23 protein-coding genes, 2 tRNA genes and 1 other RNA gene are annotated in these 24,062 nt (G+C 68.7%); 6 read left to right on the forward strand and 20 right to left on the reverse strand.

The features are described from left to right. The first annotated feature begins 1 nt into the window (after nucleotide 1). From ACFWZ1_RS10890 to ACFWZ1_RS10900, 3 genes are read left to right on the forward strand one after another with little or no spacing between them, the layout of a single operon-like run. Nucleotides 2–955, forward strand: a complete 954-nt coding sequence (locus tag ACFWZ1_RS10890) for a DUF58 domain-containing protein (protein ID WP_439666427.1) — start codon at nucleotides 2–4, stop codon at nucleotides 953–955. Continuing rightward, nucleotides 952–2,934: a transglutaminase TgpA family protein gene (locus ACFWZ1_RS10895; protein ID WP_439666428.1), complete on the forward strand. Its 1,983-nt coding sequence runs from the start codon at nucleotides 952–954 to the stop codon at nucleotides 2,932–2,934. The genes ACFWZ1_RS10890 and ACFWZ1_RS10895 overlap by 4 nt, the downstream gene beginning before the upstream one ends. A 46-nt stretch (nucleotides 2,935–2,980) precedes the next feature. Further along, nucleotides 2,981–3,580: a Slp family lipoprotein gene (locus ACFWZ1_RS10900; RefSeq protein WP_231320593.1), complete on the forward strand. Its 600-nt coding sequence runs from the start codon at nucleotides 2,981–2,983 to the stop codon at nucleotides 3,578–3,580. A gap of 147 nt (nucleotides 3,581–3,727) precedes the next feature. Here ACFWZ1_RS10900 and ACFWZ1_RS10905 read toward each other — a convergent pair whose 3' ends face one another. The 9 genes from ACFWZ1_RS10905 to ACFWZ1_RS10945 form a co-directional block, all read right to left on the reverse strand. Then, entirely contained in the window at nucleotides 3,728–4,072 is a 345-nt protein-coding gene (locus ACFWZ1_RS10905) for a histidine triad nucleotide-binding protein (protein ID WP_231326009.1), read from the reverse strand. 20 nt (nucleotides 4,073–4,092) lie between these two features. Next, on the reverse strand, nucleotides 4,093–4,500 hold the full coding sequence (locus ACFWZ1_RS10910; RefSeq protein ID WP_439666429.1) for a GNAT family N-acetyltransferase: 408 nt from the start codon (nucleotides 4,498–4,500) through the stop codon (nucleotides 4,093–4,095). Beyond that, complete coding sequence (gene recR / locus ACFWZ1_RS10915; RefSeq protein ID WP_231320594.1) at nucleotides 4,497–5,096, reverse strand: recombination mediator RecR; 600 nt, start codon at nucleotides 5,094–5,096, stop codon at nucleotides 4,497–4,499. Before recR ends, ACFWZ1_RS10910 begins: the two co-directional genes overlap by 4 nt. Before the next feature lie 98 nt (nucleotides 5,097–5,194). After that, nucleotides 5,195–5,518, reverse strand: coding sequence for a YbaB/EbfC family nucleoid-associated protein (locus ACFWZ1_RS10920; RefSeq protein ID WP_439666430.1), 324 nt, complete (start codon nucleotides 5,516–5,518; stop codon nucleotides 5,195–5,197). Between the two features lie 13 nt (nucleotides 5,519–5,531). After that, nucleotides 5,532–7,199 (reverse strand): DNA polymerase III subunit gamma/tau, encoded by a 1,668-nt coding sequence (dnaX, locus tag ACFWZ1_RS10925; protein WP_439666431.1) that lies wholly within the window; start codon nucleotides 7,197–7,199, stop codon nucleotides 5,532–5,534. Between the two features lie 130 nt (nucleotides 7,200–7,329). Continuing rightward, nucleotides 7,330–7,426, reverse strand: an RNA gene (gene ffs / locus ACFWZ1_RS10930) — signal recognition particle sRNA small type. 41 nt (nucleotides 7,427–7,467) lie between these two features. Then, nucleotides 7,468–7,560 (reverse strand) — tRNA-Ser (locus tag ACFWZ1_RS10935). Nucleotides 7,561–7,639: 79 nt separating this feature from the next. After that, nucleotides 7,640–8,398, reverse strand: coding sequence for an MBL fold metallo-hydrolase (locus ACFWZ1_RS10940; protein WP_439666432.1), 759 nt, complete (start codon nucleotides 8,396–8,398; stop codon nucleotides 7,640–7,642). Continuing rightward, entirely contained in the window at nucleotides 8,395–9,123 is a 729-nt protein-coding gene (locus ACFWZ1_RS10945; RefSeq protein ID WP_439666433.1) for a 3-deoxy-D-manno-octulosonic acid kinase, read from the reverse strand. Before ACFWZ1_RS10945 ends, ACFWZ1_RS10940 begins: the two co-directional genes overlap by 4 nt. Nucleotides 9,124–9,144: 21 nt before the next feature. Here ACFWZ1_RS10945 and ACFWZ1_RS10950 point away from each other — a divergent pair, with 21 nt between their 5' ends. Beyond that, nucleotides 9,145–10,215 (forward strand): glycosyltransferase family 9 protein, encoded by a 1,071-nt coding sequence (locus tag ACFWZ1_RS10950; RefSeq protein WP_439666434.1) that lies wholly within the window; start codon nucleotides 9,145–9,147, stop codon nucleotides 10,213–10,215. A 148-nt stretch (nucleotides 10,216–10,363) separates the two neighbouring features. Here the strand turns inward: ACFWZ1_RS10950 and ACFWZ1_RS10955 are convergent, their stop codons facing one another. The 3 genes from ACFWZ1_RS10955 to hisS are packed head-to-tail and all read right to left on the reverse strand — an operon-like array spanning nucleotide 10,364 to nucleotide 14,124. Further along, nucleotides 10,364–10,768, reverse strand: coding sequence for a DUF6165 family protein (locus ACFWZ1_RS10955; RefSeq protein WP_231320601.1), 405 nt, complete (start codon nucleotides 10,766–10,768; stop codon nucleotides 10,364–10,366). A 15-nt stretch (nucleotides 10,769–10,783) separates the two neighbouring features. Next, nucleotides 10,784–12,712: an HAL/PAL/TAL family ammonia-lyase gene (locus tag ACFWZ1_RS10960; RefSeq protein ID WP_439666435.1), complete on the reverse strand. Its 1,929-nt coding sequence runs from the start codon at nucleotides 12,710–12,712 to the stop codon at nucleotides 10,784–10,786. A gap of 35 nt (nucleotides 12,713–12,747) precedes the next feature. Continuing rightward, the gene (hisS, locus tag ACFWZ1_RS10965; RefSeq protein ID WP_231320603.1) at nucleotides 12,748–14,124 is read right to left on the reverse strand and encodes a histidine--tRNA ligase; all 1,377 of its coding nucleotides are present in this window, start codon (nucleotides 14,122–14,124) and stop codon (nucleotides 12,748–12,750) included. Between the two features lie 161 nt (nucleotides 14,125–14,285). Between hisS and ACFWZ1_RS10970 the strand changes: the two genes are divergently transcribed. Then, nucleotides 14,286–14,362: transfer RNA gene (locus tag ACFWZ1_RS10970), tRNA-Pro, on the forward strand. Nucleotides 14,363–14,482: 120 nt separating this feature from the next. On the opposite strand, the gene ACFWZ1_RS10975 is transcribed toward ACFWZ1_RS10970, so the two are convergent. Further along, a complete protein-coding gene (locus ACFWZ1_RS10975) occupies nucleotides 14,483–15,289 on the reverse strand; it encodes a ferritin-like domain-containing protein (RefSeq protein ID WP_439666436.1) in 807 nt (268 codons plus the stop codon). Nucleotides 15,290–15,372: 83 nt separating this feature from the next. On the opposite strand from ACFWZ1_RS10975, the gene ACFWZ1_RS10980 reads away from it, so the two are divergent. After that, nucleotides 15,373–15,750, forward strand: coding sequence for a VOC family protein (locus ACFWZ1_RS10980; protein ID WP_231320605.1), 378 nt, complete (start codon nucleotides 15,373–15,375; stop codon nucleotides 15,748–15,750). Between the two features lie 6 nt (nucleotides 15,751–15,756). Here the strand turns inward: ACFWZ1_RS10980 and purF are convergent, their stop codons facing one another. The 7 genes from purF to ACFWZ1_RS11015 all read right to left on the reverse strand — a co-directional run bounded on the left by purF (nucleotide 15,757) and on the right by ACFWZ1_RS11015 (nucleotide 23,951). Then, nucleotides 15,757–17,232, reverse strand: a complete 1,476-nt coding sequence (gene purF, locus ACFWZ1_RS10985) for an amidophosphoribosyltransferase (RefSeq protein WP_439666437.1) — start codon at nucleotides 17,230–17,232, stop codon at nucleotides 15,757–15,759. 31 nt (nucleotides 17,233–17,263) lie between these two features. Next, nucleotides 17,264–17,860 carry a CvpA family protein gene (locus tag ACFWZ1_RS10990; protein WP_231320607.1) on the reverse strand — a complete coding sequence of 199 codons (597 nt, stop codon included), beginning with the start codon at nucleotides 17,858–17,860 and terminating at the stop codon, nucleotides 17,264–17,266. A 22-nt stretch (nucleotides 17,861–17,882) separates the two neighbouring features. Then, the gene (locus ACFWZ1_RS10995) at nucleotides 17,883–18,860 is read right to left on the reverse strand and encodes an SPOR domain-containing protein (protein WP_439666438.1); all 978 of its coding nucleotides are present in this window, start codon (nucleotides 18,858–18,860) and stop codon (nucleotides 17,883–17,885) included. Nucleotides 18,861–18,931: 71 nt separating this feature from the next. Next, entirely contained in the window at nucleotides 18,932–20,224 is a 1,293-nt protein-coding gene (gene folC / locus ACFWZ1_RS11000; RefSeq protein WP_439666439.1) for a bifunctional tetrahydrofolate synthase/dihydrofolate synthase, read from the reverse strand. Nucleotides 20,225–20,332: 108 nt separating this feature from the next. Continuing rightward, nucleotides 20,333–22,855, reverse strand: a complete 2,523-nt coding sequence (locus ACFWZ1_RS11005) for a heavy metal translocating P-type ATPase (protein WP_439666440.1) — start codon at nucleotides 22,853–22,855, stop codon at nucleotides 20,333–20,335. Next, nucleotides 22,852–23,271, reverse strand: a complete 420-nt coding sequence (locus ACFWZ1_RS11010) for a heavy metal-responsive transcriptional regulator (protein ID WP_439666441.1) — start codon at nucleotides 23,269–23,271, stop codon at nucleotides 22,852–22,854. The genes ACFWZ1_RS11005 and ACFWZ1_RS11010 overlap by 4 nt, the downstream gene beginning before the upstream one ends. 122 nt (nucleotides 23,272–23,393) lie before the next feature. Beyond that, nucleotides 23,394–23,951, reverse strand: a complete 558-nt coding sequence (locus tag ACFWZ1_RS11015; protein ID WP_439666442.1) for an NADPH-dependent FMN reductase — start codon at nucleotides 23,949–23,951, stop codon at nucleotides 23,394–23,396. Nucleotides 23,952–24,062: the final 111 nt, after the last annotated feature.

Below are 24,062 nucleotides of genomic sequence, written 5' to 3' on the forward strand. Positions count from 1 at the left end.
CATGCGCGACGCGCTGCGCCGCCTGCAGCAGCTGGCCGAACGGCGGCTGCCTGCGCTCACCCGCTTCCGCCGCCCGGAGCCGATGCCGATCGAACTGAACCGGCGGCGCATCTACATCGTGCCGACCGGCTTCGGTATCGGCTTCACCGTGTTGCTGCTGGTGATGCTGGTCGGCTCGCTCAATTACTCCAACAACGCCGCCCTGTTGCTCACCTGCATGCTGGGTGCGTCCGGCGCAGCCAGCATGCTGATCGCGTTCCGCGCGCTCGACGGGCTTGCACTGGCCAGCGTTCGCGCGGGGCAGGCGATTGCGGGTCAGCCACTGGCGTTGACGCTCGAATTCGAATCGACCCGGCCACGCAGCGCGATCCGCATCGACCTGGGCGATGCCTGCCAGGCGTTCGCCATCGACGCCTCGGGCAAGGCCGACGTCACCTTGCCGCTGGCCACCCGCCAACGTGGCTGGCAGCCCCTGCCGCGAGTGCGCGTGTGGACGACGTGGCCGCTGGGGTTGTTTCGCGCCTGGAGCTGGATGCACCCGGAACAGTCCGTGCTGGTCTGGCCGCGCCCCGAAAGCGGCGGACCACCACCGCTGCTGCCCGCCGACGAGGGCCTGCGCCCCCGACTGCACCGCGGCGAGGACCTGGCCGCCCTGCGCGACTACCGCAGCGGTGACCCGCGCAAGCACATCGCATGGAAGGCCAGCGCACGGCTGGGACACTTGCTCAGTAAGGATTTCGAACAGCCCGAGTCGCGTCCCGAGTGGCGCCTGGACTGGCGCGAACTGGAGGGGATGGACACCGAGGCCCGCATCGCCCGTCTCGCCCGCTGGCTGGGCGAGGCGCACGCCGCGGGCCGCCGTCACAGCCTGTGGCTGCCGGGGCTGCCCATCAAGGTGGGAAGCGGTCCAGGCCATTACGCGCGCTGCATGAGCGCCCTGGCGTCGCTGCCATGATCGGCGTGACACGTCACCCGACCGGACCCTCGCTGGATAGCCGCGCGTTCGACCTGCTGTGCCTGACCATGGCCTGCGTCCTCGGCGTACACGCATCACACCTGCCCTGGTGGCTGGTGGCCGCATTGGCGCTGGTACTCGCGCTGCGCTGGTGGCAGCGGCGCCGGCATGGCACGCCTCCGCCGATGCTGCTCAAGCTGCCGTTGCTGGCCTTGCTGGCGATCGGCGTCGTCTTCACCTACGGCACGATCTTCGGCCAGGAACCCGGCTCCGCACTGGCCGTCGGCCTGCTGGTACTCAAGCTGCTGGAAAGCGAGGCGCCGCGCGATGCCAAGGTCGGCGTGAGCTTTGCCTGTTTCGGGCTGATGGCCGCGCTGCTGTTCGACCAGGGCCTGGTAGCCACCTTCGTGGTGGCGCTGGGCCTGTTGCCTGCCCTGGCCACCCTGCGTGCGTTGGAACCGGCGCAGGCGTCGGTAAGCCTGCCGCGTGCCCTGCTGCCGGGTCTCGCCCTGCTCGCCGCCGCCGTGCCGCTGGCCCTGCTAGCCTTCGCCCTGGTGCCGCGGTTGAGTTCGCCGCTGTGGGGAGCACCCAACCGCACCGAAGCGCGCACTGGGCTGAGTGACCAGATGTCGCCCGGCGATTTCGTCGAACTGCTGAACGACGAGCGCCCGGCGATGCGGGTCACCTTTGACGGCCCACCCCCGCCACCCGAGCAGCGCTACTTCCGCGCCTACGTGATGTGGGCGTACGACGGTCGCACCTGGGAGCACGTGCAACTGCGCCTCGCCGACGGCCGCGCGAGGCCACTCGAGCCGTTGGAAGCTCGTGTTACGACGGGCTACCAGGTCGACCTGGAACCGACCGACCGCACCGTCCTACCGGCTCTGGGCATGCCGATGGAGGCACCGGCGGACGCGCGACTAAGCCCCAACCGCGAGGTGTTCAGCGATAAGCCCGTGCGCGAGCCACTGCATTACGCGCTCCGCTCGGCGCTCTACTACCACCTGCAGCCGAAGCTGCCTGAAGCCGCGCGACGTTTCGCCCTGCGCCTACCGCAGGGGCTCAATCCCCGTACGCACGCACTGGCGGCGCAATGGCGGGCGCGCCGTGCAGGCGACGACCAGGCGATCGTCGATGACGCGCTGGCCTTGTTCCACGATGGCGCCTTCCGCTACACCATGTCGCCGGCGCCGCTGGGCCGCAACGCCGTAGACGACTTCCTGTTCGGCACGCGCGAGGGCTTCTGCGAGCACTACGCCTCGTCCTTCACGGTGCTGATGCGCGCCGCCGGCATCCCCGCGCGAGTGGTCACCGGCTACCAGGGCGGTTACTGGAATCCGCTGGGCAACTACCTGCTGGTACGCCAGTCCGATGCGCACGCCTGGAGCGAAGTGTGGCTGGAAGGTCGCGGCTGGACGCGTGTCGACCCCACCGCCGCCGTGCGGCCGGAGCGCGTAAGCCAAGGCGCGGCGGCGGCGGCCGGCGACCAGCTCGGCTGGGTGCAAACCAGCTGGCTGGCGTCGTTGCGCAACCAGTGGGATGTAGTCAACCACTGGTGGACCCAGGGCGTTATCGGTTTCGATGCGCTGCGCCAGCGCGGTCTGCTGACGCCGTTCGGCATCCACGACACCGGCACGGCGATGCTGGGCATCCTGCTGGCGATCGGCACCGCACTGTTTGTTGCCATCGGCGTGGGCTGGGCGTTGTGGCGGCGTGAACGGCCCGAGCCGTTGCGCCAGGCGCTACGCCGGCTGGAGGCCAGGCTCGCGCGCGCCGGCATCACGCGCCGTCGCAGCGAAGGGCCGCAGCATTACCTGCGCCGCGCCGCGCGAGCTCTGCCGGCGCAGCGCGCTGAACTGGAGCGACTGATGAACCGCTACCTTGAACTGCGCTATGCACACGACGAACCGGTGCCTGAACTGCTGCGGGAATTCCAGCGGGCGGTACGGGAATTCCGGCCCCGGCGCGTGGTCAAATGAATATCCATGCGGCTGCCAGGGCAGCCGGTGTCCAGGGAGAACCATCATGTCCTTTCCTTACCGTCCTCTAGGCCTGGCGACCGCCTTCGGCCTGCTGACCGCCTGCGCAACGGTGCCCCAGCCGCTGCAGGGCACCTACTCCGACGTGAGCACGGCAGGCGCCCAGCAGGGCGGTGCCGGCGGTGCGAAAGTGCGCTGGGGCGGCGAGATCATCAGTACCGAACCCGGACCGCAGGAAACCTGCTTCTATCTGCTGTCCCGTCCTCTGGACAAGCAGGCGCGGCCGGAGAGCGACACCAGCGGCGCCACCGAGGGCCGCTTCGTCGCTTGCCACGAAGGCTTTTACGATCCGGAGGTGTTTACCCGTGGCCGCGAGCTCACGGTGACGGGTACGCTGCAGGGCACCGTAACGAAGAAGGTGGGCGATTACGACTATGCCTACCCGCGCGTGGCGGCCGACGTGGTGTACCTGTGGCCCAAGCGTCCGGTAACCGTGCGCTACCCGCCGGGTTACTACGACCCGTTCTGGGGGCCGGGCTGGGGTAGTCCCTACTGGGGTCCGTGGGGCGACCCGTTCTGGAACCGCCCGCGCGTGATCATCGTGCGCCCGCCGCCGGCGCCGGCGCCGAAACCGGCGCACAAGTAAGCGCGGTTCGATCTCAAAAACGCCGGCCCAGGGCCGGCGTTTCTGTTGCCGCTAAATGCATCGCATCGCGGACATTCCAGCAGGAGCGAACACGCTGCGACCGGTGAGCCGGGGCAGGCACAGCGCAAGCGCCCATAGAAAAGTCGCTCAGCCCGGCGGCCAGCTCATCCGGCGGCCGGCCAGGAGGTGCACGTGCAGATGGAACACGGTCTGGCCGCCATGTTCGTTGCAGTTGATCACCGTGCGGTAGCCCTGCTCGGCAAGCCCTTCCTGCCTGGCGTAATCGGCCGCGGCGAGCAGCACCTTGCCGAGCAGTTCGGCATCGGCCGGTTGCGCGTCGTCGAGCGTCGGCAGCGGCTTCTTCGGGATAAAGAGCACATGCACCGGCGCCTGCGGATTGAGGTCGCGGAAGCCGACCACGTCGTCGTTCTCGAAAACGATGTCGGCCGGGATCTCGCGCCTGATGATCTTGCCGAAGATGGTGTCGCCCATGCCCGAGCCCTCGCGTGGATTCACAGGCGCAGCAGCATACCCTGCGAGCGCGGCGCGCTCAGCCGGAAGCCGAATCGCTCGTACAGCCGCGTGGCCTCGCCATCAGCCAGCAACGTGACGATCACGCCGCGGGGTGCGCGCCGGCGCGCTTCCTCCATCAACGCGCCCGTGATCCGCCGGCCGAGCCCGTGACGCTGCCAGTCCGGCCGCACGGCGATGTCGACCACCTGCAGGAACAGGGCGCCATCGGCGACCATCCGGCCCATGCCTACCAGCTCGTCCCCTACGCGCAGGCTGACCGCGCACCAGCTCGCCGGCAATCCCACGATGGCGGCCGACTCATCCATGGGACTGAGGCCGGCGGCGAGCCGCAGCGCGCAGTAGTCGGCCGGCGCGGGCACCGCGTAGGACAGGTGCGGTTCGCTCATTCCAGCGCCTGGCGGCTGCCGAAGGCATGCGCCAGGGTGCCTCGATCGACGTATTCCAGTTCGCCGCCCAGCGGCACGCCGTGGGCCAGCCGCGTCGGCTTGACCCCGCCAGCGTGCGCCAGCTGTGCCAGGTAGTGCGCGGTGGCCTCGCCTTCGACGGTGGGGTTGGTGGCGATGATCATCTCCTCGATCTCGCCCTCACCCAGGCGCGCGCTCAGTTGCGCCAGGCCGAGTTCCTCCGGACCCAATCCGTCCAGCGGCGACAGACGGCCGAGCAGCACGAAGTACTGTCCGCGATAACCGGTGGCCTGCTCGATGGCGGCAAGGTCGGTCGGCGTTTCCACCACGCACAGCACGTGGCGGTCGCGGCTGGTGCTGGCGCACAGCGCGCACACCGGCTCCTCGCTGAAGTTGCGACAGCGCGTGCAGTTGCCGATGCGCTCCATCGCCTCACGCAGCGCGCCGGCCAGCTTCAGGCCGCGCGTGCGCTCGCGTTCGAGCAGGTGGAAAGCCATCCGCTGCGCGCTCTTGCCACCCACGCCGGGCAGGCAGCGCAGAGCTTCGATGAGATTGGCGAGTAAGGGCGAGCCTGTCATGGTTTCTGGTATCGACAACTGCAGGAAGCGGGCGGAGCTTCTTTTTCCGAATGGCCGGAAGAGCATCGCCCGCAAATGGGTTCCTACAAAGGTCGTGGTCAGAACGGCATCTTGAAGCCGGCCGGCAGGTTCATCCCGGCGGTCACGCCGCCGAGCTTGTTGCGGCTGGCCTCGGCCACCTTGTTGACCGCGTCGTTGACGGCGGCCGCGACCAGGTCCTCGGCCATCTCCGGGTCGTCCGCGAACAGCTTGCGGTCGATCTGCACGCGGCGCACCTCGTGCGCGCCGGTCATCAGCACGGTGACCAGGCCGCCGCCGGAGCTGCCGGTGACTTCCATCTTCGCGATCTCCTCCTGCGCACGCTTCATGTCTTCCTGCATGCGCTGGGCCTGCTGCATCAGCTGACCGATCTGGCCTCTCATGATTCTGCTCCGCTCAACTTTCGATGGGTTTGATGGACTGCGGTACCACGCGGGCGCCGAACTCGCGCTTGAGCGACTGCACCAGCGGATCCTCCTCGATCGCCTGCTCGGCGGCGCTTTGCGCGCTTTCGCGGGCCGAGGCGGCGCGGGCGGCAGGCGTCTGGGTGGCGCCCTGACTGTCGGCGACGAAGCGCAGCTTGATGCGCTCACCCAGCACGTCGCCGATGCGGTCGGCCATTTGACCGACCATCGGCTCGACGGCCAGGTGCATGTGCGCCGGCTGCAGCGCCAGCACCAGCGTGTTGCCGTCGCGCTCGCGTAGTGCGGCGTTCTGTGCCAGCTGGCCGAGCGGGCCACGCAGGCCCGCCTGTTCGATCAGTGCGTCCCAGCGCGGCAGGCCGCGGGCATCGGTCGGCACCGGCGCGCGCCCGACCGGGGCCGCATGCGTGATCGGTGCGGGCCCGGAGGCCACCGGAGCGCGCGGCGTGGGCGAGGCACTGAGCATGGGTGGCTCGGCGCGCCCGATGGGCGATGGCGGACGCGCCGCGGGCGCCGGCCGCGGCATGCGTTCGGTCGGCGCGGGTTCGTCCGCTCCGCCCGGGCGGAACGCCAGCATGCGCAGCAGCGCCATCTCGAAACCGGTGCGCGCGTCGGGCGCCAGCGCGAGATCGCGTCGACCGGTGGTGGCAATCTGGTAGTAGAGCTGCACGTCTTCCGGCTGCATGCGCTCGGCGAGCGCAGCGAGGCTTTCCGCATCCTCGCCATCGCTCTGGGCGTGGTAGCCCGGCACCAGCTGCATCAGCTGGACGCGATGCAGGGTCGCGGCCAGGTCGTCCAGTACGCCGCCGAAGTCGGGCGAGTACGAGGCGATGCGCTCGCACTCGGCCATCAACCGCGAGCCATCGCCATCGGCCAGCGCATCGAGTACACCCAGCACCTGGCCGCGCGCCACACTGCCGAGCATCGCGCGCACGTCGTCGGCCTTGAGCGCACCGCCGCCGTAGGCGATCGCCTGGTCCAGCAGCGAGAGGCCGTCGCGCAGCGAGCCGTCCGCACCGCGCGCCAGTTCGCCGATGGCGGCGTCCTCGTAAACGATCTTTTCCGCTTCCAGGATGTGGCGCATCTGCCCGGAAATCTGCTCGGGCAGCAGGCGCTTCAGGTTGAACTTCAGGCAACGCGACAACACGGTCACCGGCAGCTTCTGCGGGTCGGTCGTCGCCAGCAGGAACTTAACGTGCGGCGGTGGCTCCTCCAGCGTCTTGAGCAAGGCGTTGAAGGCCGGCTTGGAGAGCATGTGCACCTCGTCCACCAGGTACACCTTGAAGCGGCCACGCGCCGGTGCGTACTGCGCGTTCTCGATCACCTCGCGCACGTCGTCCACGCCCGTGTTGCTGGCCGCGTCGATTTCCAGCAGGTCGACGAAGCGGCCGGCATCCACCGCCGTGCAGACGGCGCATTCGCCGCAGGGATCGGCCGATTCGCCCCGCTCGCAGTTGAGCGACTTGGCAAAGATGCGCGCGATGGTGGTCTTGCCCACGCCGCGCGTGCCGGTGAAGAGGTACGCGTGATGCATGCGCCCGGTGTCCAGCGCGTTCGTCAGCGCGCGCACCACGTGTTCCTGCCCGACCAGCTCGACGAACTTGCGCGGGCGCCACTTGCGGGCGAGAACCTGATAGGACATGCGTTGGAGCCTGTTCTGCGGGCTGGGCGGGTAGCCTCGAAGTCAGTAATGACTTGGGGGCGGAGGCCGATTGTGCCAAGTCGACGCCGGCAAGTCAGCCGAGCGCGTCGGAGCCCCGAAATGGCGGCGGCCCCGCCAGCCACACCCCGGCACCCGAATCATCCACTACCGTTGCTTCCTTCCGGACCTGGCGGAGTTTGCGGACTATCGTCGCGGGGGGACCGACGGGGCCACCATGGACGTGGGCTTTTCAGGCCCTACTTGAAACTGGCGGAGAGGGCGGGATTCGAACCCGCGATACGGGTATAAGCCGTATACACACTTTCCAGGCGTGCTCCTTCAACCACTCGGACACCTCTCCGGATCTTCCTTGCCACCCAACGGGCTGGCAAAGAAGCGGAAGGATAGCGATCTCCCCCGACCGACACAACCTGCGCGAATCAACCGGCGTCCGGGTGGGGCGGCAAGGGCGGGGGCAGCACGAGGCTGCCGCCGGGCCGGGCGATCGCATGGCCACGCGTCCGGAGCGCCTCGCCATCGGCGGCGCTGCCATAGTGGTAGAGCACCAGCTGCCGCTGCAATCCCTCGTCGTACTCGCGCTCGATGTCGTCCACGCCGCTGTGCGACGGATTGCCGACCAGCCCGCAGTCGTGCAGGACGCGTTCGCCGCCCGCTGCAAACTGCGCCAGCATCTCCGGTACCGGCCGGGTATCGCCGGTGAACACGAAGCTGCCGTGCAGTGCCAAGCCGAAGGACGTGTTCGGTCGATGGTGCCGCGTGGGGAAAACATCGAACCACCATCCGTCCAGCCAAAAGCCGCGGCTGCAGGGCACCAGGCGGAACGCCTCCCAGAAATTGACGCCGCCCTCGGCCAGCACGCCCGGGTAGTCGGCCACGCGCGCCTGCAACCAGGGCACCAGGGCCGCGTGGATGAAAATGCGCACGTTGCCTCGCAGCGCCTCGTCGAACCACAGCCGGGTGAACAGCCGCTCCATGCCGCCGACATGGTCGAGGTGGGTATGGGTAATGTAGATCGCGCGCGGCAACTCACCGTACGCCGCCTGGTAGCGATCCAGTGTGTCCGGGCCGCAATCGATCAGCAGCATGGGTTTGCCGCCGTGTTCGAGCACCGCGGCGGAGGAACCCAGTTCCACCGCATGAGCGGCGCCGACACCGAGGAAACGCAGCGACCAGTTCATGCGCCCATTGTCCGTTCGTAGCCGTAGACCAGCGGACCCCAGTTGGCCGCCTGGAAATCGGGAATGCGCTCCGCGGCACCGAGCTTGACCAGCGAGCGGCGCAGTCGCGCCAGGTTCGCCAACCGCCAGGCTTCTGCTGGCGTGCGCAGTGCGCCGCGATCGAAGTCGATCAGGTAGAGCGCCTCGGAGGTGACCAGCACGTTGTGCGCGTTCAGGTCGGCGTGCCAGATTCCCTCGCGGTGGAAGCGCGCGACCAGGGCGCCGGTCTCGCGCGCCAGGTCCGCATCCAGCCGGCCGTCGGCAAGGCATTGCGCCAACGTGTGCGCACCGTCGATGCGCCGGGTGATCAGGTCGCCGGTGTAGAAAAGCCCGTGACGACGCAAGCGTGCGGCCACCGGCTGCGGCGCGGGCAGTTCCAGCGCGGCGATATGCGCCAGCAGGCGAAACTCGGCGAAGCTGCGCGTGTGCGCGGCACCAGTCCAGAGATAGCGATCGCGGTTGAAGCGGGCGACCAGGCCACCACGGTGGTAATGGCGCAAGACGCACGCGCCGGCGGGCGTGTCGATCATGGCCACGCCGCCGCGTCCGCCACCCTGGACCTCGAGTGCATCGCGGGCGCGCCAGTAGCCGGGGTCGAACCAGTCGTTGTCCACGCCGCTCGCCAGCGAGGCATCGAACAGCATCGCGCCGCCGGCTTCCTCGCGGATCTGCTCCTGCATCATCATGTGCGGTCGAAGGAGACGTTCATGCCGGTCGATTCTAGCCCAAGCCCCCTGCCCGCTCCCCCCACGCTGTGCCTTCTGCGCACCTCGGCGATCGGCGATGTCACCCACGTGGTACCGCTGGTGCGCACGCTGCAACGGGCCTGGCCGCAGACGGCGCTGACCTGGGTGGTGGGCAAGCTCGAGCGCAGGCTCGTCGGCGACATCGAGGGGGTGGAGTTCATCACCTTCGACAAAGGCGCCGGCCTGGCCGGGATGCGCGCGGTCTGGAATGAATTGCGCGGACGGCGCTTCGACGCGTTGCTGCAGATGCAGGTAGCGGCGCGCTCGAACCTGCTGAGCCTGGGCATCCATGCCAATCGGCGTGTCGGCTACGACCGCGCGCGTTCGAAGGACCTGCACAGCCTGGTGATCAACGAGCGCATCCCCGCGCGCACCGGCGAGCACGTACTCGATGCAATCGGCAGCTTCTGCGAGCCGTTGGGGCTGAAGCAGACGCAGGTGCGCTGGGACATCCCGGTCCCCGAGGAAGCGCACGCGTGGGCCGAGCAACAACTATCGGGGGAGACGCCCACCCTGCTGGTCAGTCCCACGTCCAGCCATGCCCTGCGCAACTGGTATCCGGAACGTTACGCGGCGGTAATCGACCACGCGCTGGCCCACGACTGGCGCGTAGTACTGGTGGGTGGCCCGTCCCCCGGCGAGCGCACCATGGCCGATGCGGTGCTGGCGGCCTGCAGGCGTCCGCCGCTGGACCTCACCGGCAAGGACACGCTCAAGCGGATGCTCGCCATGTGTGGTCGAGCGCAACTGTTGCTTACGCCCGATTCCGGGCCGATGCACATGGCCAATACCGTCGGCACCAAGGTGTTGGGGCTTCACGCGGCCAGCAATCCGAACCGCTCCGGACCGTATTCGGATCGCAGCTGGTGCGTGGACAAGTATGACGAGGCCGCGCGCCGTTTTCTGGGCAAGCCGGCAAGCGAGCTGCCCTGGGGAACGAAGATCGAGCGCCCCGGCGTGATGGAGCTGATCGGTGTGGACCATGTGATCGAGCGGTTCGAGGCGTTTGCCTCATCGCGCGGGCTTGGCTGATGCGGCTCCCTCTCCCGAAGGGCAAGGGATCCGGACGCAGGTGTGGAGCTGACGCTTCGACCTCGCCTGGGGGACCACGCTCAGCCTAACGGGTCTCTGAACCCTTCAACCTGAGCGCAGCGCACGGCGGCGGAGCCGACGGGCCGCCTCACGCGCCCGGCGAGCGGTAATCTTGGTAGGACTTTTCCTCGACCAGCTGCGATCCGAGCTTGAGGTTGATCTCGCGCTTGACCGCCGCGCGCACGTCGTTGCGGAAGTACACCGAACGGGCCAGCTCGACGAACTCGGCGTCGAACGCCTGCGCCTTCTCCTTCAGCCGGATGCGGTCTTCGATGTCCCACAGCGCCTCGTTGACCGCGAGCAGCCGCGCGCGCTCGTCACCGATGTCGGTCTGCGAGGCAGCGTCGTTGGCCCAGGTCGCGTTGAGCAGGTCCAGCTCGTTGCGCACGTTGGCCAGCTTGGCCGGATCGCTGATCTGGCGCGACTTGATCTCCAGGATGGTGATCTTGTCGATCAGCTCGCCATAGGAAACCGGGACTTGGATGAGGCTCATGGGGACTCCGGGGAATCAGGGGTAATCGACGACGTCGGCGACAAGCCACGGATGGGCCGCCGCGGCGAACGCGCGTCGTTGCTGCAGCGCGCAGACGGTACGGATATCGCCATCCATCGCACGATCGCGGTGCATGAAGGCGATCCGCTCGCGCAGCAGGGCGTGGGCGGTCTGCACGGCGGTGCCGGCGTGGAACTCCTCGCTGCCGGCCAGCGCCGCCATCAGCTGGCGCACTTCCCGCTCGAACTGGGGGTAGTGCGGATGGCCTTCGCGTGGCGCGTTGCCGATCTTGGCGGCCAGCGCGAGCCATTCGCCGCGCGCGGCCAGGCGGCGCGCGGCGTTGAGCATTTCACGGCGGTAATCGAGCGCCTGCGCCGCGGTGTACAGCTCCAGCGCCAGCACGTGACCCAGGTCCTCCATCATCTCGAGCACGTGGCGCGCCTCGTTGGCGCCCATCGAGACGTGGTCTTCGGCATTCGCGCTGGTGGGGATCGAATACACACTGGCCGGATGCGCACGGGTGGCCAGGTCGTTGACCAGCGCGGCGGCGGTGTACTGCACGATCATGAAGCCCGAATCGGTGCCGTCCTCGTTTCCGGTGAGGAAGGCCGGCAGGCCGTCGTTGGTGGCCGGGTCGACCAGCTTGTTGAGTCGTCGCTCGGAGATGGAGGCCAGGACCGGGATCGCGGCCTTGACGTAGCTCATCGCCAGCGCCAGCGGCATGCCGTGGAAGTGGCCGGCGGAGATCACCTGCTCCTCGATGAACTGCGCCCCTTCGGCATCGGGGAAGATCAGCGGATTGTCGGTCACCGAGTTGAGCTCGACGTCGATCACGCGGCAGGCCTGCGCCCAGGCATCGCGTACAGCGCCGTGCACCTGTGGCATGCAGCGCAGGCAATAGGCGTCCTGCGGCTGGTGCTTCTTACCGCCCTTGAACGGCAGGAAGCGGTCGTAGAACGCTTCGCGGCCATGACGCTGGTTGGCCGGCACCCAGTCCCAGCCGATGTCGAAGGACAGTGCCAGGTCCTCCGGCAGCGTCCACGCATCGGCCGACCACGGCTTGAAGCGGGGCACCAGGTGGTAGGGAATGTCGACCAGCGTCGAACCGGCCAGGAGCTGGCGCACGTGCGACGCCGCCTCCATCTGACCGGGGTGCGGACGCAGCGCGTGCACCTCGGGCCGCAGCGCGCCGCTGCGGCCGGCGAAGGCGTCCAGCGTCATCGACGCGGCAAGGTCGGCCACGCCGAGCAGGTATTCAAGCTCGTCCAGCGCCAGCACCGCGGTGGCCAGCATCTGCGCCGTGCCGTTGTTGAGCGCCAGGCCTTCCTTGAACGACAACCGGATAGGCTCCAGGCCCGCACGCTTCAGCGCCTCGTCGCCCGGCAGTCGTTCGCCGTCGAAGAAAGCCTCGCCACCGCCCAGCAGCACGATCGCCAGGTGCGAGAGCGGCGCGAGATCGCCGCTGGCGCCGACCGAACCCTTCTCCGGCACCACCGGCACCACGCCGCGGTTGAGCATCGCGGTGAGCGCCTGGAGCGTGGACACGCGGATACCGGAATGGCCGCGCATGAGCGTGTTGATGCGGATCACCAGCATCGCCCGCACCACTTCCGGCGCGAACGGTTTGCCCACGCAGACGGCGTGGGTGACGATCAGGTTGTGTTGCAGCTCCTCCATGAGGCTCGCGCCGCCCTTGGACGCATCCTGCACCGCCAGCTCGTCGCGCATGCGATGCCCGCCGAGGAGCTTGTCCGCGTTGCTGCCGAAACCGGTGGTCACGCCATAGGTCGGCTCGCCGCAACTGACCTTGTCGGCCAGGAAATCGGCCGCGTGCTGCACGCGCTCGAGCTGCGTCGCGTCCAGCTCTACCGGCACGCTGCGGCGCGCCGCGGCAACCAGCTGCGCGCGGGTGAGGCTGCGGCCATCGAGAATGATCTTGTCCACCGGTGCTCCGTCGTGTTCGTGGGTGAGCCCGTGGCTCACTGCCCCATCGCCGCTGCCTGTTCCAGTTCCACGCGCAACGCTTTGACCAGCTCGCCGCGCGCCACTTCGAATTGATCGCCGCGGCGCAGGTCCTTGACCGTGACCACGCCCTTGGCCAGCTCGTCTTCACCCAGCACAACCGCGAAGCGGATGCCGGCGCGATCGGCGTACTTGAACTGCTTGCCGAGCTTGCCGCTCTCCAGCACCACCTCGGTAGCGATGCCGGCAGTGCGCAGTTCGTTGGCGATGGCAAGGTAGGCCGGCAATTGCGCAGGGTCCATCTGCGTCACCAGCACGTCGACGGTGCTGCGCGCGTTGCCCAGCAGGCCGGCGTCGCGCAACTGCCAGAACAGGCGCGTCAGGCCGATCGAGATGCCCACGCCCGGCAGCCTCGACTTGGTGTACTGGCTGGCCAGGTTGTCGTAGCGGCCGCCCGAGCAGATCGAGCCGATCTGCGGGTGGTCGTTGAGCGTGGTCTCGTAGACGGTGCCGGTGTAATAGTCTAGGCCGCGGGCGATCGAGAGGTTCAGGGCGAAATGCGATTCGGGCACCCCGAAGTCGCGGATCAGGCCGAGCACTTCCTTCAGTTCCGCCCTGCCCTGTTCGAGCGCCTCGGAGCCGCTGCCCAGCGCGTCTAGCTTGGCGAAGGCGTCCTGCAGCGAAGTCGAGCGCACCTGCACGAAGTCCAGGATCTTCGCCGCGACGTCGGCCGACAGGCCGAAGGCCTCGCTCGTCAGCGTGTCGCGCACGTAGTCGGGACCGCGCTTGTCGAGTTTGTCCACCTCGCGCAGGACCAGCATCTGCTGTTCGGCGTCGGCCACGCCCAGGCTCTCGAAATAGCCGCGCATGAGCTTGCGGTTGTTGAGCTGGATGGTGAAGGCACCGATGTCCAGCTCGCGGAAGGTGCTGTAGATGACTGCCGGCAGTTCGGCGTCGTAGCGGGTGGTCAGGCTGTCCTTGCCGATCACGTCGATGTCGCACTGGTAGAACTCGCGGAACCGGCCGCGCTGCGCGCGCTCGCCGCGGTACACACGCTGCATCTGGTAGCGGCGGAACGGGAACGACAGGTCGTGCTCGTGCTCGGCGACGTAGCGCGCGAGCGGCACGGTAAGGTCGAAGCGCAACGCCAGTTCCGGCGTGCCTTCCTTGGCCAGCGCGCCGGTGGACTGCACGAAGTACACCTGCCGCTCGGTCTCGCCGCCGCTCTTGGTCAGCAGCACGTCGGAGAACTCGATCACCGGCGTTTCCACCGGCAGGAAACCGAAGCGCTCGAAGTTGCGGCGGATGGTGTCGAGCATGCGCTGGAACGCGATCTGGTCCAGCGGCAGCAACTCGAGCACGCCGGGCATGGTGCGGGCCGGGGTAAGCGCCATGGAATCCTCTGCTTGCGGGTAACGGGAGCGGCGCTGAAGGCCGCGCAACGGCAGCCGCCTAGGTTAGCAGAAGGGCAAGCCCGCCCCGGCGCGCGATGCGCGAAAAAAAGCCGCGGGGATGTTGCCAAGCCCGCGCCGGCTCACTAAGATACGCGGCTCCACGGGGTGTAGCTCAGCCTGGTAGAGCGCTACGTTCGGGACGTAGAAGTCGCATGTTCGAATCATGTCACCCCGACCAAGGTTCGTGGAAAGGCCACCGCTAGCGGTGGCCTTTTTCTTTGGCGGGCTCTCGCAGGAGTGCATCCTGGTGCGCGACGGAAGTGCGTGGCGGTCGCGCCGAACGGCGCTCCCCGCAAGGTCAGGTGGTGGCCATGGCAGCCAGCTGATCCATTTCCTCCGCATCGAAACCGGCCGCCAGCCGCGCGGGACGGTTGAAAGGCCCGCGCAGGCTTCCACCCATGTAATCGCGCAGCAGCTGCACGAACGTTGCGCGCGGTTCCAGCCCGTCGCGCTCGCAGCACCAGCGGAACCATCGCGTGCCTGCCGCAACGTGCGCAACCTCCTCGCGCAGGATGATGTCCAGGATGGCGATGGAGCGCCCGTCGCCGACACCGCGCAGGCGCTCGATCATGCCGGGCGTCACGTCAAGGCCCCGCGCCTCCAGCACGCGCGGCACCAGCGCCATGCGGGCGAGGTCGCTGTGCGCGGTCTTTGCGGCCATCTCCCACAGGCCGTTGTGGGCATCGAAATCGCCGTAGGCGTGACCGAGCTCGGCCAGCCGGTCCCTCAGCATGGCGAAATGGCGCGCCTCGTCGTGGGCGCAGCTGGCCCAGTCGCGGTAGTAGTCATCGGGGAAGCCGCGGAAACGGTAGACCGCATCCCACGCCAGGTTGATCGCGTTGAACTCGATATGCGCGATGGCGTGGACCAGCGCGGCCCGGCCTTCGGGCGTACTCAGCCCGCGCTGCGGGACGTGGCGTGCTTCGACCAGGCCGGGACGTGGCGGCCGGCCCGGGGCTGCGATCGGCTCCGGAGGCGACGCCTCTGAATCCGGATGAAGTTCGCCCGCCTGAAGTGCCCGCCATGTGTCGTGGGTCAGGCGCAGTTTCTCTTCCGGATCGCTGGCGTCGAGGCAGCGCCGGGCGGCTTGGTGCAGGTCGGTCATGCGGCAAGTTTACGTCGTGGCTTGCGTTGCAACGCCACCCCATCGACCGCATAGTGGCGTTCCACGTCTCCAGGGAACAGGACATGTCCAACCTTCATGCGGTCGAGATCAAGGCGTTCGTACCAGCACGTGACTACGACCTGTCACGACGCTTCTACGCCGACGTGGGCTTCGAGGAAAAGTCCAACTTCGATGGCGTGGCCTACTTCGCCCAAGGCGAATGCAGTTTCCTGCTGCAGCGCTTCTACGAGCAGGCGCACGCCGACAACTTCATGATGCACCTGCTGGTGGACGATGCCGACGCGTGGCACCGCCACCTGGTCGAACAGGACATCGTCGGCCGCTATCGCGAGCACAACGTGCGGATGACGGCCCCGGCGGACCGCCCGTGGCGCATCCGCGATTTCCACCTGATCGATCCCTCCGGCGTGTTGTGGCACATCGGCCACAACATCCGGTGAGCGAGGTTACGCGCTGCGGCGGGCGGCCTTGGCGTCGTCCGAGCGCAGCATCTCGATCTGCTGCAGGTAGTCGCGGTCCAGGCCGGTGACGTACTCACCGGAGAAGCAGGACGTATCGAACTGCCTGAGCTCCTCGTTGCCGTCCTGCACCGCCCATACGAGGTCGGCCAGGTCCTGGTAGATCAGCCAGTCGGCGCCGAGCATCTGCTCCACTTCCTTCTCGGTCTTGCCGGCGGCGACCAGTTCGCTGGCCGAAGGCATGTCGATGCCGTACACATTCGGATAGCGCACGGGCGGCGCGGCCGAGGCGAAATACACCTTCTTCGCTCCCGCATCCCGGGCCATCTGGATGATCTGCCTGGAGGTGGTGCCGCGCACGATCGAATCGTCCACCAGCAGCACCGTCTTGTTGCGGAACTCCAGGTCGATCGCGTTCAACTTGCGGCGCACCGATTTCACGCGGTCGCCCTGCCCCGGCATGATGAAGGTGCGGCCGACGTAGCGGTTCTTGACGAAGCCCTCGCGGAACGGCACGCCGAGTGCGGTGGCCAGCGAGCTGGCGGCGGTGCGTGCGGTGTCCGGGATCGGGATCACCGCGTCGATGCCGTGGTCGGGGCATTCGCGCATGATCTTCTGCGCCAGCTTTTCGCCCATGCGCAGACGGGCCTTGTACACCGAAACGTCCTCGATCATCGAATCGGGCCGCGCCAGGTAGACGTACTCGAAGATGCATGGCGCATGCACCGCGGCCTCGGCGCAGCGGCGCGCGTGCAACTGGCCATCGACGGTGATGTAGACCGCCTCGCCCGGCGCCACGTCGCGCACCCGCTTGAAGCCGAGCACGTCGAACGCGACCGATTCGGACGCCACCGCGTATTCGCGACCCTCAGGCGTCACGCGCTCGCCCAGCACCAGCGGGCGAATGCCATGCGGATCGCGGAAAGCCAGCAGGCCGTAGCCCTGGATCAGCGCCAGGCAGGCGTAGCCGCCGCGCGCGCGCGCGTGCACGCCGGCTACCGCCTTGAAGATCTGATCGGGCGTGAGCGCCATGCGGTCCTGGATCTGCAGCTCGTGCGCGAGCACGTTGAGCAGCACCTCGGAATCGGAATCGGTATTGATGTGCCGGCGATCGTCCTGGAACATCTCGCGGCGCAGCGCCTCGGTGTTCACCAGGTTGCCGTTGTGGGCGAAGGCGATGCCGTAGGGCGAGTTGACGTAGAACGGCTGTGCCTCGTCGGCGTTGTCGGAGCCGGCAGTCGGGTAGCGGCAATGGCCGATGCCGATGCTTCCGCGCAGGCGGCTCATCGAGGCCTGGTTGAACACGTCGCGCACCAGGCCGTTGCCCTTGTGCAGGCGCAGGTGCGCGCCATCGACGGTGACGATGCCGGCCGCGTCCTGGCCCCGGTGCTGCAGCACCGTAAGTCCGTCATAAAGCGCCGATGCCACTTCGGTGGGACCGACGATGCCGATGATTCCGCACATGGTTTGATGCCCTGATGTCGTTAAGCGTGTTTCAGGTGAGCGTGGCGGCTTGAGCGGCCGAAAGGACAGATTGCGCCGGCGCGGGTGAACCGCCCGGAAGTACCGGCAAGGTGACCGGCGGCAACTTGGGCAACGGGGCCGGCCGGTGCAGGTAACGGCGCACGCTTTCCGGCACCCGGTCACCCAGCCAGGCAGCCACGCCGGCGAACTGCGGCAGCAACAACGAGCGTTGCCAGCCAGCCTCGCGGGTGAGCCCGGTGAAGCTGGCCAGGAACACCGCCAGCGTCACCAGCAGCACACCGCGCGCAAAGCCGAACACCATGCCAAGCAACCGGTCCAGCCCGCCCAGGCCGATGCCCGACAACAACCGTCGCGCCACGAAACGCAGCAGCGCGCCGACGATCAACACGACCGCAAAGCACAACCCGTAGCCGAGCAAGATCCGCGCCGCAGGCAGCGAAATGCTGTGCTCGAAGTGCGCCGCGACCACCGGCCCGAACGTCCAGGCGACCCAGAACGCGGCAACCCAGGCGACCAGCGACAGCACCTCCGACACCAGCCCGCGCCACAGTCCGACCAGCACGGACAGGGCCAGCACGCCGAGGATGGTGAAGTCGATCCAGTTCATGCCGCCCCCGGTGGACCGCGCCTTACGGCACGCTCACCACATTACCCGCCATCCCGAGCTTGGCCTTGATCTGGTCGCGCACGCGCTCGGCGTCCGTCCGCTGGATCTGCGGACCGGCGCGCACGCGCCACAGCGTGCGACCACCGCTGCTGACCGAATCGGTAAAGCCATCGAAGCCGGCCGCGCGCAACTTGTCGCGCAGCGCATTGGCGTCGGCCTGGCTACCCATCGCGGCCACCTGCACTGCGTAACCGCCGGCACGCGCCTGTGCCGCGGCAGGTGTCGCGGGCGCGGCGGCAACATCACCATGCTGGTCGCTGGCGCCACTTTCAAGGTGCGCCGGCGCGCCGGGGATGCTCTGGGTGATCTTCAGGCGTGCGGCTTCGGCGGCCGTGCGCGTCTGGAACGGTCCGGCGGTGACCAGCGTGAGCGCGCGGCCGCTTTGGCGGATCGGCGCACCGCTGACGGGATAGCCAAGCGCGCGCACCTTCCGGATCAATCGCTGCGCGCCGTCATTCGAATAGGCGCTGAGGTTGAGCGTGAAGTTGCCGCGCGCGGCCGTGCCGGCGGTGTCGGCCGGTACGCTGGCGGCCGTCGGTTCTTCGACCGGCTTCGCGGCCGGCTGCTCCGCAACCGGCGCGGGCGTGGCCGGCGTTTCCGGTTGCGGCGCCGGCGCGGGCGGCGTGGCCGCATCGGGTTCCATTTCCACGTCGTGCGGGCGGCGCGAGGCGATGTCGACCGTGGCCAGGCGGTCCGACGATGCCGGTGCGCTCGACTGCGCGCGCGCCGGAATCACCGGCGCGGTCGTGCTGCCGCTGGCCGGGGCATTCGGGTCCAGGCTCATCGTGCGCGTCTGCAGGTCGCGATCGGGCGCCGGCGGGATCGCCAGGCTCACCGCCTGATCGCCCGCGGCCGTGGGCGGCGTGCTGGAAAAGAACATCGGCACGAACAGCACCGCCAACGCAATCAGGACGAAGGCACCCAGCAGGCGTGTTTTCAAGACTGGAACTCCAAGGCGGCACGGCATGCAACAGGACGATTATACCTGCCCGTGCCACCGGCAAGGTTCGCTCAGGCGTCCGGTTCAGCCAGTACCGCGCCCGCGACGAAGAACGAGCCGAACGCCAGGATGCACTCGCCAGGCCGCGCCTGCGCGCGCGCGGCGGCCAGCGCGTCGGTGACGGTCGAATGCGCGTCGAACTTCGCCTCCGGCAGGGTCTGGCGCAATGCCTCGGTCAGCGCGCCGATGGGCAGGCCCCGGGGCGATTCCCGGTCCAGCCCGGCCAGGTGCCAGTGGTCGACCAGCGATCCCAACGCGGCCAGTACGCCGGCCACGTCCTTGTCCGCGAGGACACCATAGACCGCATGTACCCGCGGAAACCGGCGAAGCTTGAGCCAATCGGCCAGCGCGCGCGCCGCCTGGGGGTTGTGCCCGACGTCGACCACCACCGCAGGGTCGCCGCCCAGCGATTGCAGGCGCGCCGGCACCTGCACGGCCGTGAGTCCATCGGCCGCCGCCTGGCCGAGCGCGATCGGTGATTCAAGGCTGCCGGCGGCGTCGAGCGCATGCAGGGCGGCAATCGCGGATGCGGCGTTGGCGTACTGCACCGGTGCGGCCAAGGCCGGATCGGGCAGTTCGAACGCGGTGCCGTCGCGGTGTTGCCAGCGCCAGCCCCGGGCGTGCCGTTCCACGCGGAAGTCCTGCCCTGCCCGCTGCACTTGCGCGCCGCTGGCGGCCAGCGCATCGAGCAGGCCGGCCGGCGGTTCGAGCTCGCCCACGATGGCCGGGCGCCCGTGGCGCGCAATGCCGGCCTTTTCGCGGCCGATGCTGTCGCGGTCGTTGCCCAGCCAGTCCATGTGGTCCATGTCGATGGTGGTAACGACCACGGCGTCGGCATCGACGATGTTGACCGCGTCCAGCCGCCCGCCGAGGCCGACTTCGAGTACGGCCACGTCGAGATCGGCCCGGGCGAACAGGTCGAGCGCGGCCAGCGTGCCGTATTCGAAATAGGTCAGCGGGACGGCGTCCGCACCGCTACCACGCGCCGTTTCGATGCGCTCGAACGAGGCGACCAGCGCCTCGTCCGTGGCTTCGTGGCGGTCGATGCGGATGCGCTCGTTGTAATGCAGCAGATGCGGCGAGGTGTAGCAGCCGACCCGCATGCCGGCCGCGGCCAGCATCGCTTCGAGCAACGCGACCGTGGAGCCCTTGCCGTTGGTGCCGCCGACGGTGATCACGCGCCGTGCCGGTGCCGGGGCGCCCATGCGTTGCCATACCTTGCGCACGCGCTCCAGGCCGAGCTCGATACTGTGGGGGTTGACGCCTTCCTGGTAGGCCAGCCATTCGGCGAGCGTGCGGAGCATGGGGGTCCTTCGTGGCAGGGCGGCGCGCAGCTTAAGGCATCGCTGGATCGGGTGCCTCGTCGCTGGTTCTTTCCTGGCTTTCCCGCGACTCACACGCACCGCGACGGATCAAAGCTCCGCGCCCCGCAACCGCAACGCATTGGTCACCACCGATACCGACGACAAACTCATCGCCAGTGCCGCGACCATCGGCGACAGCACCACGCCGAAAACCGGATACAGCAGGCCGGCCGCCAACGGCACCCCGACGGCGTTGTAGACGAATGCAAAGAACAGGTTCTGGCGGATGTTGCGCACCGTCGCCTGCGACAGCGCCCGCGCCCGCCCGATCGCGGACAACTCGCCCTTGACCAGCGTGACCTGCGCGCTGTCCATCGCCACGTCCGCGCCGCTGCCCATGGCGATACCGACATCCGCCGCCGCCAGTGCCGGCGCATCGTTGATGCCATCGCCCGCCATCGCCACCCGACGTCCTTCACGCCGGAGCCGCTCGACCACCGCGGCCTTGTCCGCGGGCGAGACATCGGCATGCACCTCGTCGATGCGCAACTGGTGCGACACCGCCCGCGCCGTGGTGGCGTTATCGCCGGTGAGCATCACGATGCGCAGGCCCTCGCGCCGCAGCGTGTCGAGCGCGGCGGGCGTGTCGGGCTTGATGCGATCGGCCACCGCCACCAGACCGGCCAGCCTGCCCTCGACCGTCAGGAACATCACGGTGGCGCCATCGCCACGCAGGCGCTCGGCCTGATGCGCAGCGGGTTCGTCCAGCGCGACATGAAGTTCATCGAGCAGGCGTGCGTTGCCCAACGCCACGTCGCGGCCCTCGACCTGCGCGCGCACGCCACGGCCGGTGAGCGCGCGGAAGCCGGTCGCCGCCGGTATCGCTATGCCCTCCGCTGCAGCGCCGGCAACGATCGCGCGTGCCAGCGGATGCTCGCTCGCCTGTTCCAGTGCGGCGGCCAGACCCAGCAACTGCGCGCGCGTCAGGTCGCCAAAGGCAAGCACGTCCTTCAGCACCGGACGTCCTTCGGTGAGCGTACCGGTCTTGTCCACTACTAGCGTGTCGACCCGATGCAGCGCCTCGATCGCCGCGGCGTCGCGGAACAGCACGCCCGCCTGCGCGCCGCGTCCGCTGGCCACCATGATCGAGATCGGCGTGGCCAGTCCCAGCGCGCAGGGACAGGCGATGATCAACACCGACACGGCGGCGATGAGCGCATGCGCCAGTCGTGGCTCCGGCCCGGCCACCGCCCAGGCGGCGAACGCCAGCACCGCAACCGCCACCACCGCGGGCACGAACCACGCGGCCACGCGATCGGCTACCCGCTGCAACGGCGCGCGACTGCGCTGGGCCTGCGCGACCAGCGCGACGATCTGCGCCAGCATCGTCTCGCCGCCCACCTTCCGGGCACGCAGCAACAGCGTGCCGTCCTGGTTCACCGTACCTGCGGTGAGGCGATCGCCCGCCGTCTTGGCGACGGGCATCGGCTCACCGGTGAGCATCGATTCGTCGACGTGGCTCTCGCCCTCGGTGGCGATGCCATCGACCGGCACTTTCTCGCCGGGACGCACGCGCAGCAGGTCGCCCACGCGCACCGCCTCCAGCGGCACGTCATGCTCGTGACCGTGCTCCAGGCGGCGGGCGGTCTTGGGCGCCAGCCCGAGCAGGGCCTTGAGCGCTTCACCGGTCCGGCGGCGTGCGCGCAGCTCCAGCAGGTCGCCCAGGGTGACGAGGGTGACGATCACGGCCGCCGATTCGAAGTACACGCCCACGCGGCCGTGGATGCGGAAGCCCGCCGGGAACAGGTCCGGCGCGAGCAGCGCGACCACGCTGTAGAGCCAGGCCACGCCGGTGCCGAGCGCGATCAGGGTATACATGTTCGGCGACCATGGCCGGAGCGAGCGCCAGCCGCGCCGGAAGAACGGCGCGCCACCCCACAACACCACGACGCTGGCGAGCAACGCCTCGATCCAGCCCAGGGCACCGGCCCAGTTCATCGGCCAGGGGCGACCGGTCAGGTGCGGCCCCATCTCCACCACCAGCGCCGGCAGCGTCAGCGCGACCAGCCAGCCGAAGCGGCGCGCCAGCGCGTTCACCTCGCCACCGTCGTTGGCGTCCGCGCCGGGCGTGAGCGGTTCCAGTGCCATGCCGCACTTGGGGCAGTCGCCCGGCCCGACCTGGCGCACCTCCGGATGCATCGGGCAGGTGTAAATGGCACCGGGATCGGCGGGCGGTGCCGGGCGCTCGCCCAGGAACTGCGCGGGCGCTTCGGTGAATCGTTCACGGCAACGCGCGCTGCAGAAATACCAGGTCCTTCCGCCATGCTCGGCGCGGTGTTCCGCCGCGTGCGGATCGACATCCATGCCGCACACCGGGTCCTTGACGAGGTGTGCAAGCCCCTCGGTCGCGTCGTGTGCCTCCCGCTGGCAGCAGGCGGCTGCCGGCGCCGGCGTGTCGCCGACAAAGTCGCCGGGCGCGGCAATGAATCGCTCGCGGCAGCGTGCGCCACAGAAATGGTAGGTGCGGCCGTCGCGGGCGGCATGGTGGGACGTCGTGGCCGGGTCCACTGTCATGCCGCATACCGGATCGCGCTCGCCCGCCGTCGTGGGCGCGTGGCAGCAGCCGCTCATGGCCGCTCCTCCCCGTCCAGCGCGCGCAGGATCGGACACGCATCCGGCGAGCCGTGGCCAGGGCAGGCTTCGACCAGTTCGGCCAGGCCGGCGCGCACCCGCTCCAGTTCGGCGATGCGCGCCTCGATGTCGGCCAGGCGCTGCTGCGCCCGCTGCTTGACCGCCTTCACCCCGCGCTGCCGGTCGGTGGAAAGCGCAAGCAGCTCGCGGATCTCTTCCAGCGTGAACCCGAGGGTCTTGGCGCGGCGGATGAAGCGCAGCTGGGCGACGGTGCCCTCGCCATAACTGCGGTAGCCGGAAGGACGTCGCAGCGGCGCGGGCAACAGCCCTTCGCGCTCGTAATAGCGGATGGTGTCGATGGCAACGCCGGCGCGCTTGGCGACGGCACCGATGGTGAGCGGGGTTTGGGTGTTCATGGAGCAAGTCTAGACCTTTGATCCAGGTCCAGAGTCAAGCCCTTCCGTGTCGGCAGGGGCTTCAGCCCACCGAAGCCGGGTGAGTGCAAAAGCAGTGGGCGGAAGCCAACCCTGCGGGTCGCTCAGCGACCGAGGATGGTGTGCACCCACTTGACGTAGCGGTCGACGAACCCCTGCAGGAACTTGCGCGTGCTGTCCACGGTGATGTTGCCGTCGCCATCCACCGGGCCGTCGTCCTTGAACTGCACGAACACCTCCGGTTGCCCCAGCAATGGGACGTCCAGGTAGGCCAGCGTGTTGCGCAGGTGCTGCTGCGCCAGCGCGCTGCCGGTGGAACCGATCGAGGCACCGATCACCGCCCCCGGCTTGCCGGCGAAGGCGTTGGTGCCATAGGGGCGCGAGGCGATGTCGATGGCGTTCTTCAGCACGCCGGGCACGGACCGGTTGTACTCCGGGGTCACGAACAGCAGGGCGTCCGCGGCCTGGATCTGTTGCTTCAGGGCCTTCCACGGCGCCGGGTAGTTGCCGTCGAGGTCCTGGTCGTACAATGGCAGGTCGCCGATGGCGATGTGTTCGAACGCCAGTTCACCGGGAGCCAGCTTTTCGACCGCGCGAGCGAGGCGGCGGTTGAAGGAGTCCTTGCGCAGACTGCCGACCAGGACGGCCACTTTGATGGTCATGGGAGTATCTCCGCGTGGTGCGCGCCCCGCCGGGCGTCAGCGTTTCGTGAAAGGCCGCGGCGCGACTGCTCCTATGGGTCCATAGCTACCCCACAAGGTCAGACACGGCCG

Origin of the sequence: Frateuria sp. GZRe14, from assembly GCF_051900395.1 — a bacterium.
Taxonomy (GTDB): Bacteria; Pseudomonadota; Gammaproteobacteria; order Xanthomonadales; family Rhodanobacteraceae; genus Frateuria_A; species Frateuria_A edaphi.

Coding starts and splice junctions, on each gene's coding strand:
- ACFWZ1_RS10890 (WP_439666427.1), top strand. CDS start 2: ATGCGCGACGCGCTGCGCCGCCTGCAGCAGCTGGCCGAACGGCGGCTG.
- ACFWZ1_RS10895 (WP_439666428.1), top strand. CDS start 952: ATGATCGGCGTGACACGTCACCCGACCGGACCCTCGCTGGATAGCCGC.
- ACFWZ1_RS10900 (WP_231320593.1), top strand. CDS start 2,981: ATGTCCTTTCCTTACCGTCCTCTAGGCCTGGCGACCGCCTTCGGCCTG.
- ACFWZ1_RS10905 (WP_231326009.1), bottom strand. CDS start 4,072: ATGGGCGACACCATCTTCGGCAAGATCATCAGGCGCGAGATCCCGGCC.
- ACFWZ1_RS10910 (WP_439666429.1), bottom strand. CDS start 4,500: ATGAGCGAACCGCACCTGTCCTACGCGGTGCCCGCGCCGGCCGACTAC.
- recR (WP_231320594.1), bottom strand. CDS start 5,096: ATGACAGGCTCGCCCTTACTCGCCAATCTCATCGAAGCTCTGCGCTGC.
- ACFWZ1_RS10920 (WP_439666430.1), bottom strand. CDS start 5,518: ATGAGAGGCCAGATCGGTCAGCTGATGCAGCAGGCCCAGCGCATGCAG.
- dnaX (WP_439666431.1), bottom strand. CDS start 7,199: ATGTCCTATCAGGTTCTCGCCCGCAAGTGGCGCCCGCGCAAGTTCGTC.
- ACFWZ1_RS10940 (WP_439666432.1), bottom strand. CDS start 8,398: ATGAACTGGTCGCTGCGTTTCCTCGGTGTCGGCGCCGCTCATGCGGTG.
- ACFWZ1_RS10945 (WP_439666433.1), bottom strand. CDS start 9,123: ATGATGATGCAGGAGCAGATCCGCGAGGAAGCCGGCGGCGCGATGCTG.
- ACFWZ1_RS10950 (WP_439666434.1), top strand. CDS start 9,145: ATGCCGGTCGATTCTAGCCCAAGCCCCCTGCCCGCTCCCCCCACGCTG.
- ACFWZ1_RS10955 (WP_231320601.1), bottom strand. CDS start 10,768: ATGAGCCTCATCCAAGTCCCGGTTTCCTATGGCGAGCTGATCGACAAG.
- hisS (WP_231320603.1), bottom strand. CDS start 14,124: ATGGCGCTTACCCCGGCCCGCACCATGCCCGGCGTGCTCGAGTTGCTG.
- ACFWZ1_RS10975 (WP_439666436.1), bottom strand. CDS start 15,289: ATGACCGACCTGCACCAAGCCGCCCGGCGCTGCCTCGACGCCAGCGAT.
- ACFWZ1_RS10980 (WP_231320605.1), top strand. CDS start 15,373: ATGTCCAACCTTCATGCGGTCGAGATCAAGGCGTTCGTACCAGCACGT.
- purF (WP_439666437.1), bottom strand. CDS start 17,232: ATGTGCGGAATCATCGGCATCGTCGGTCCCACCGAAGTGGCATCGGCG.
- ACFWZ1_RS10990 (WP_231320607.1), bottom strand. CDS start 17,860: ATGAACTGGATCGACTTCACCATCCTCGGCGTGCTGGCCCTGTCCGTG.
- folC (WP_439666439.1), bottom strand. CDS start 20,224: ATGCTCCGCACGCTCGCCGAATGGCTGGCCTACCAGGAAGGCGTCAAC.
- ACFWZ1_RS11005 (WP_439666440.1), bottom strand. CDS start 22,855: ATGAGCGGCTGCTGCCACGCGCCCACGACGGCGGGCGAGCGCGATCCG.
- ACFWZ1_RS11010 (WP_439666441.1), bottom strand. CDS start 23,271: ATGAACACCCAAACCCCGCTCACCATCGGTGCCGTCGCCAAGCGCGCC.
- ACFWZ1_RS11015 (WP_439666442.1), bottom strand. CDS start 23,951: ATGACCATCAAAGTGGCCGTCCTGGTCGGCAGTCTGCGCAAGGACTCC.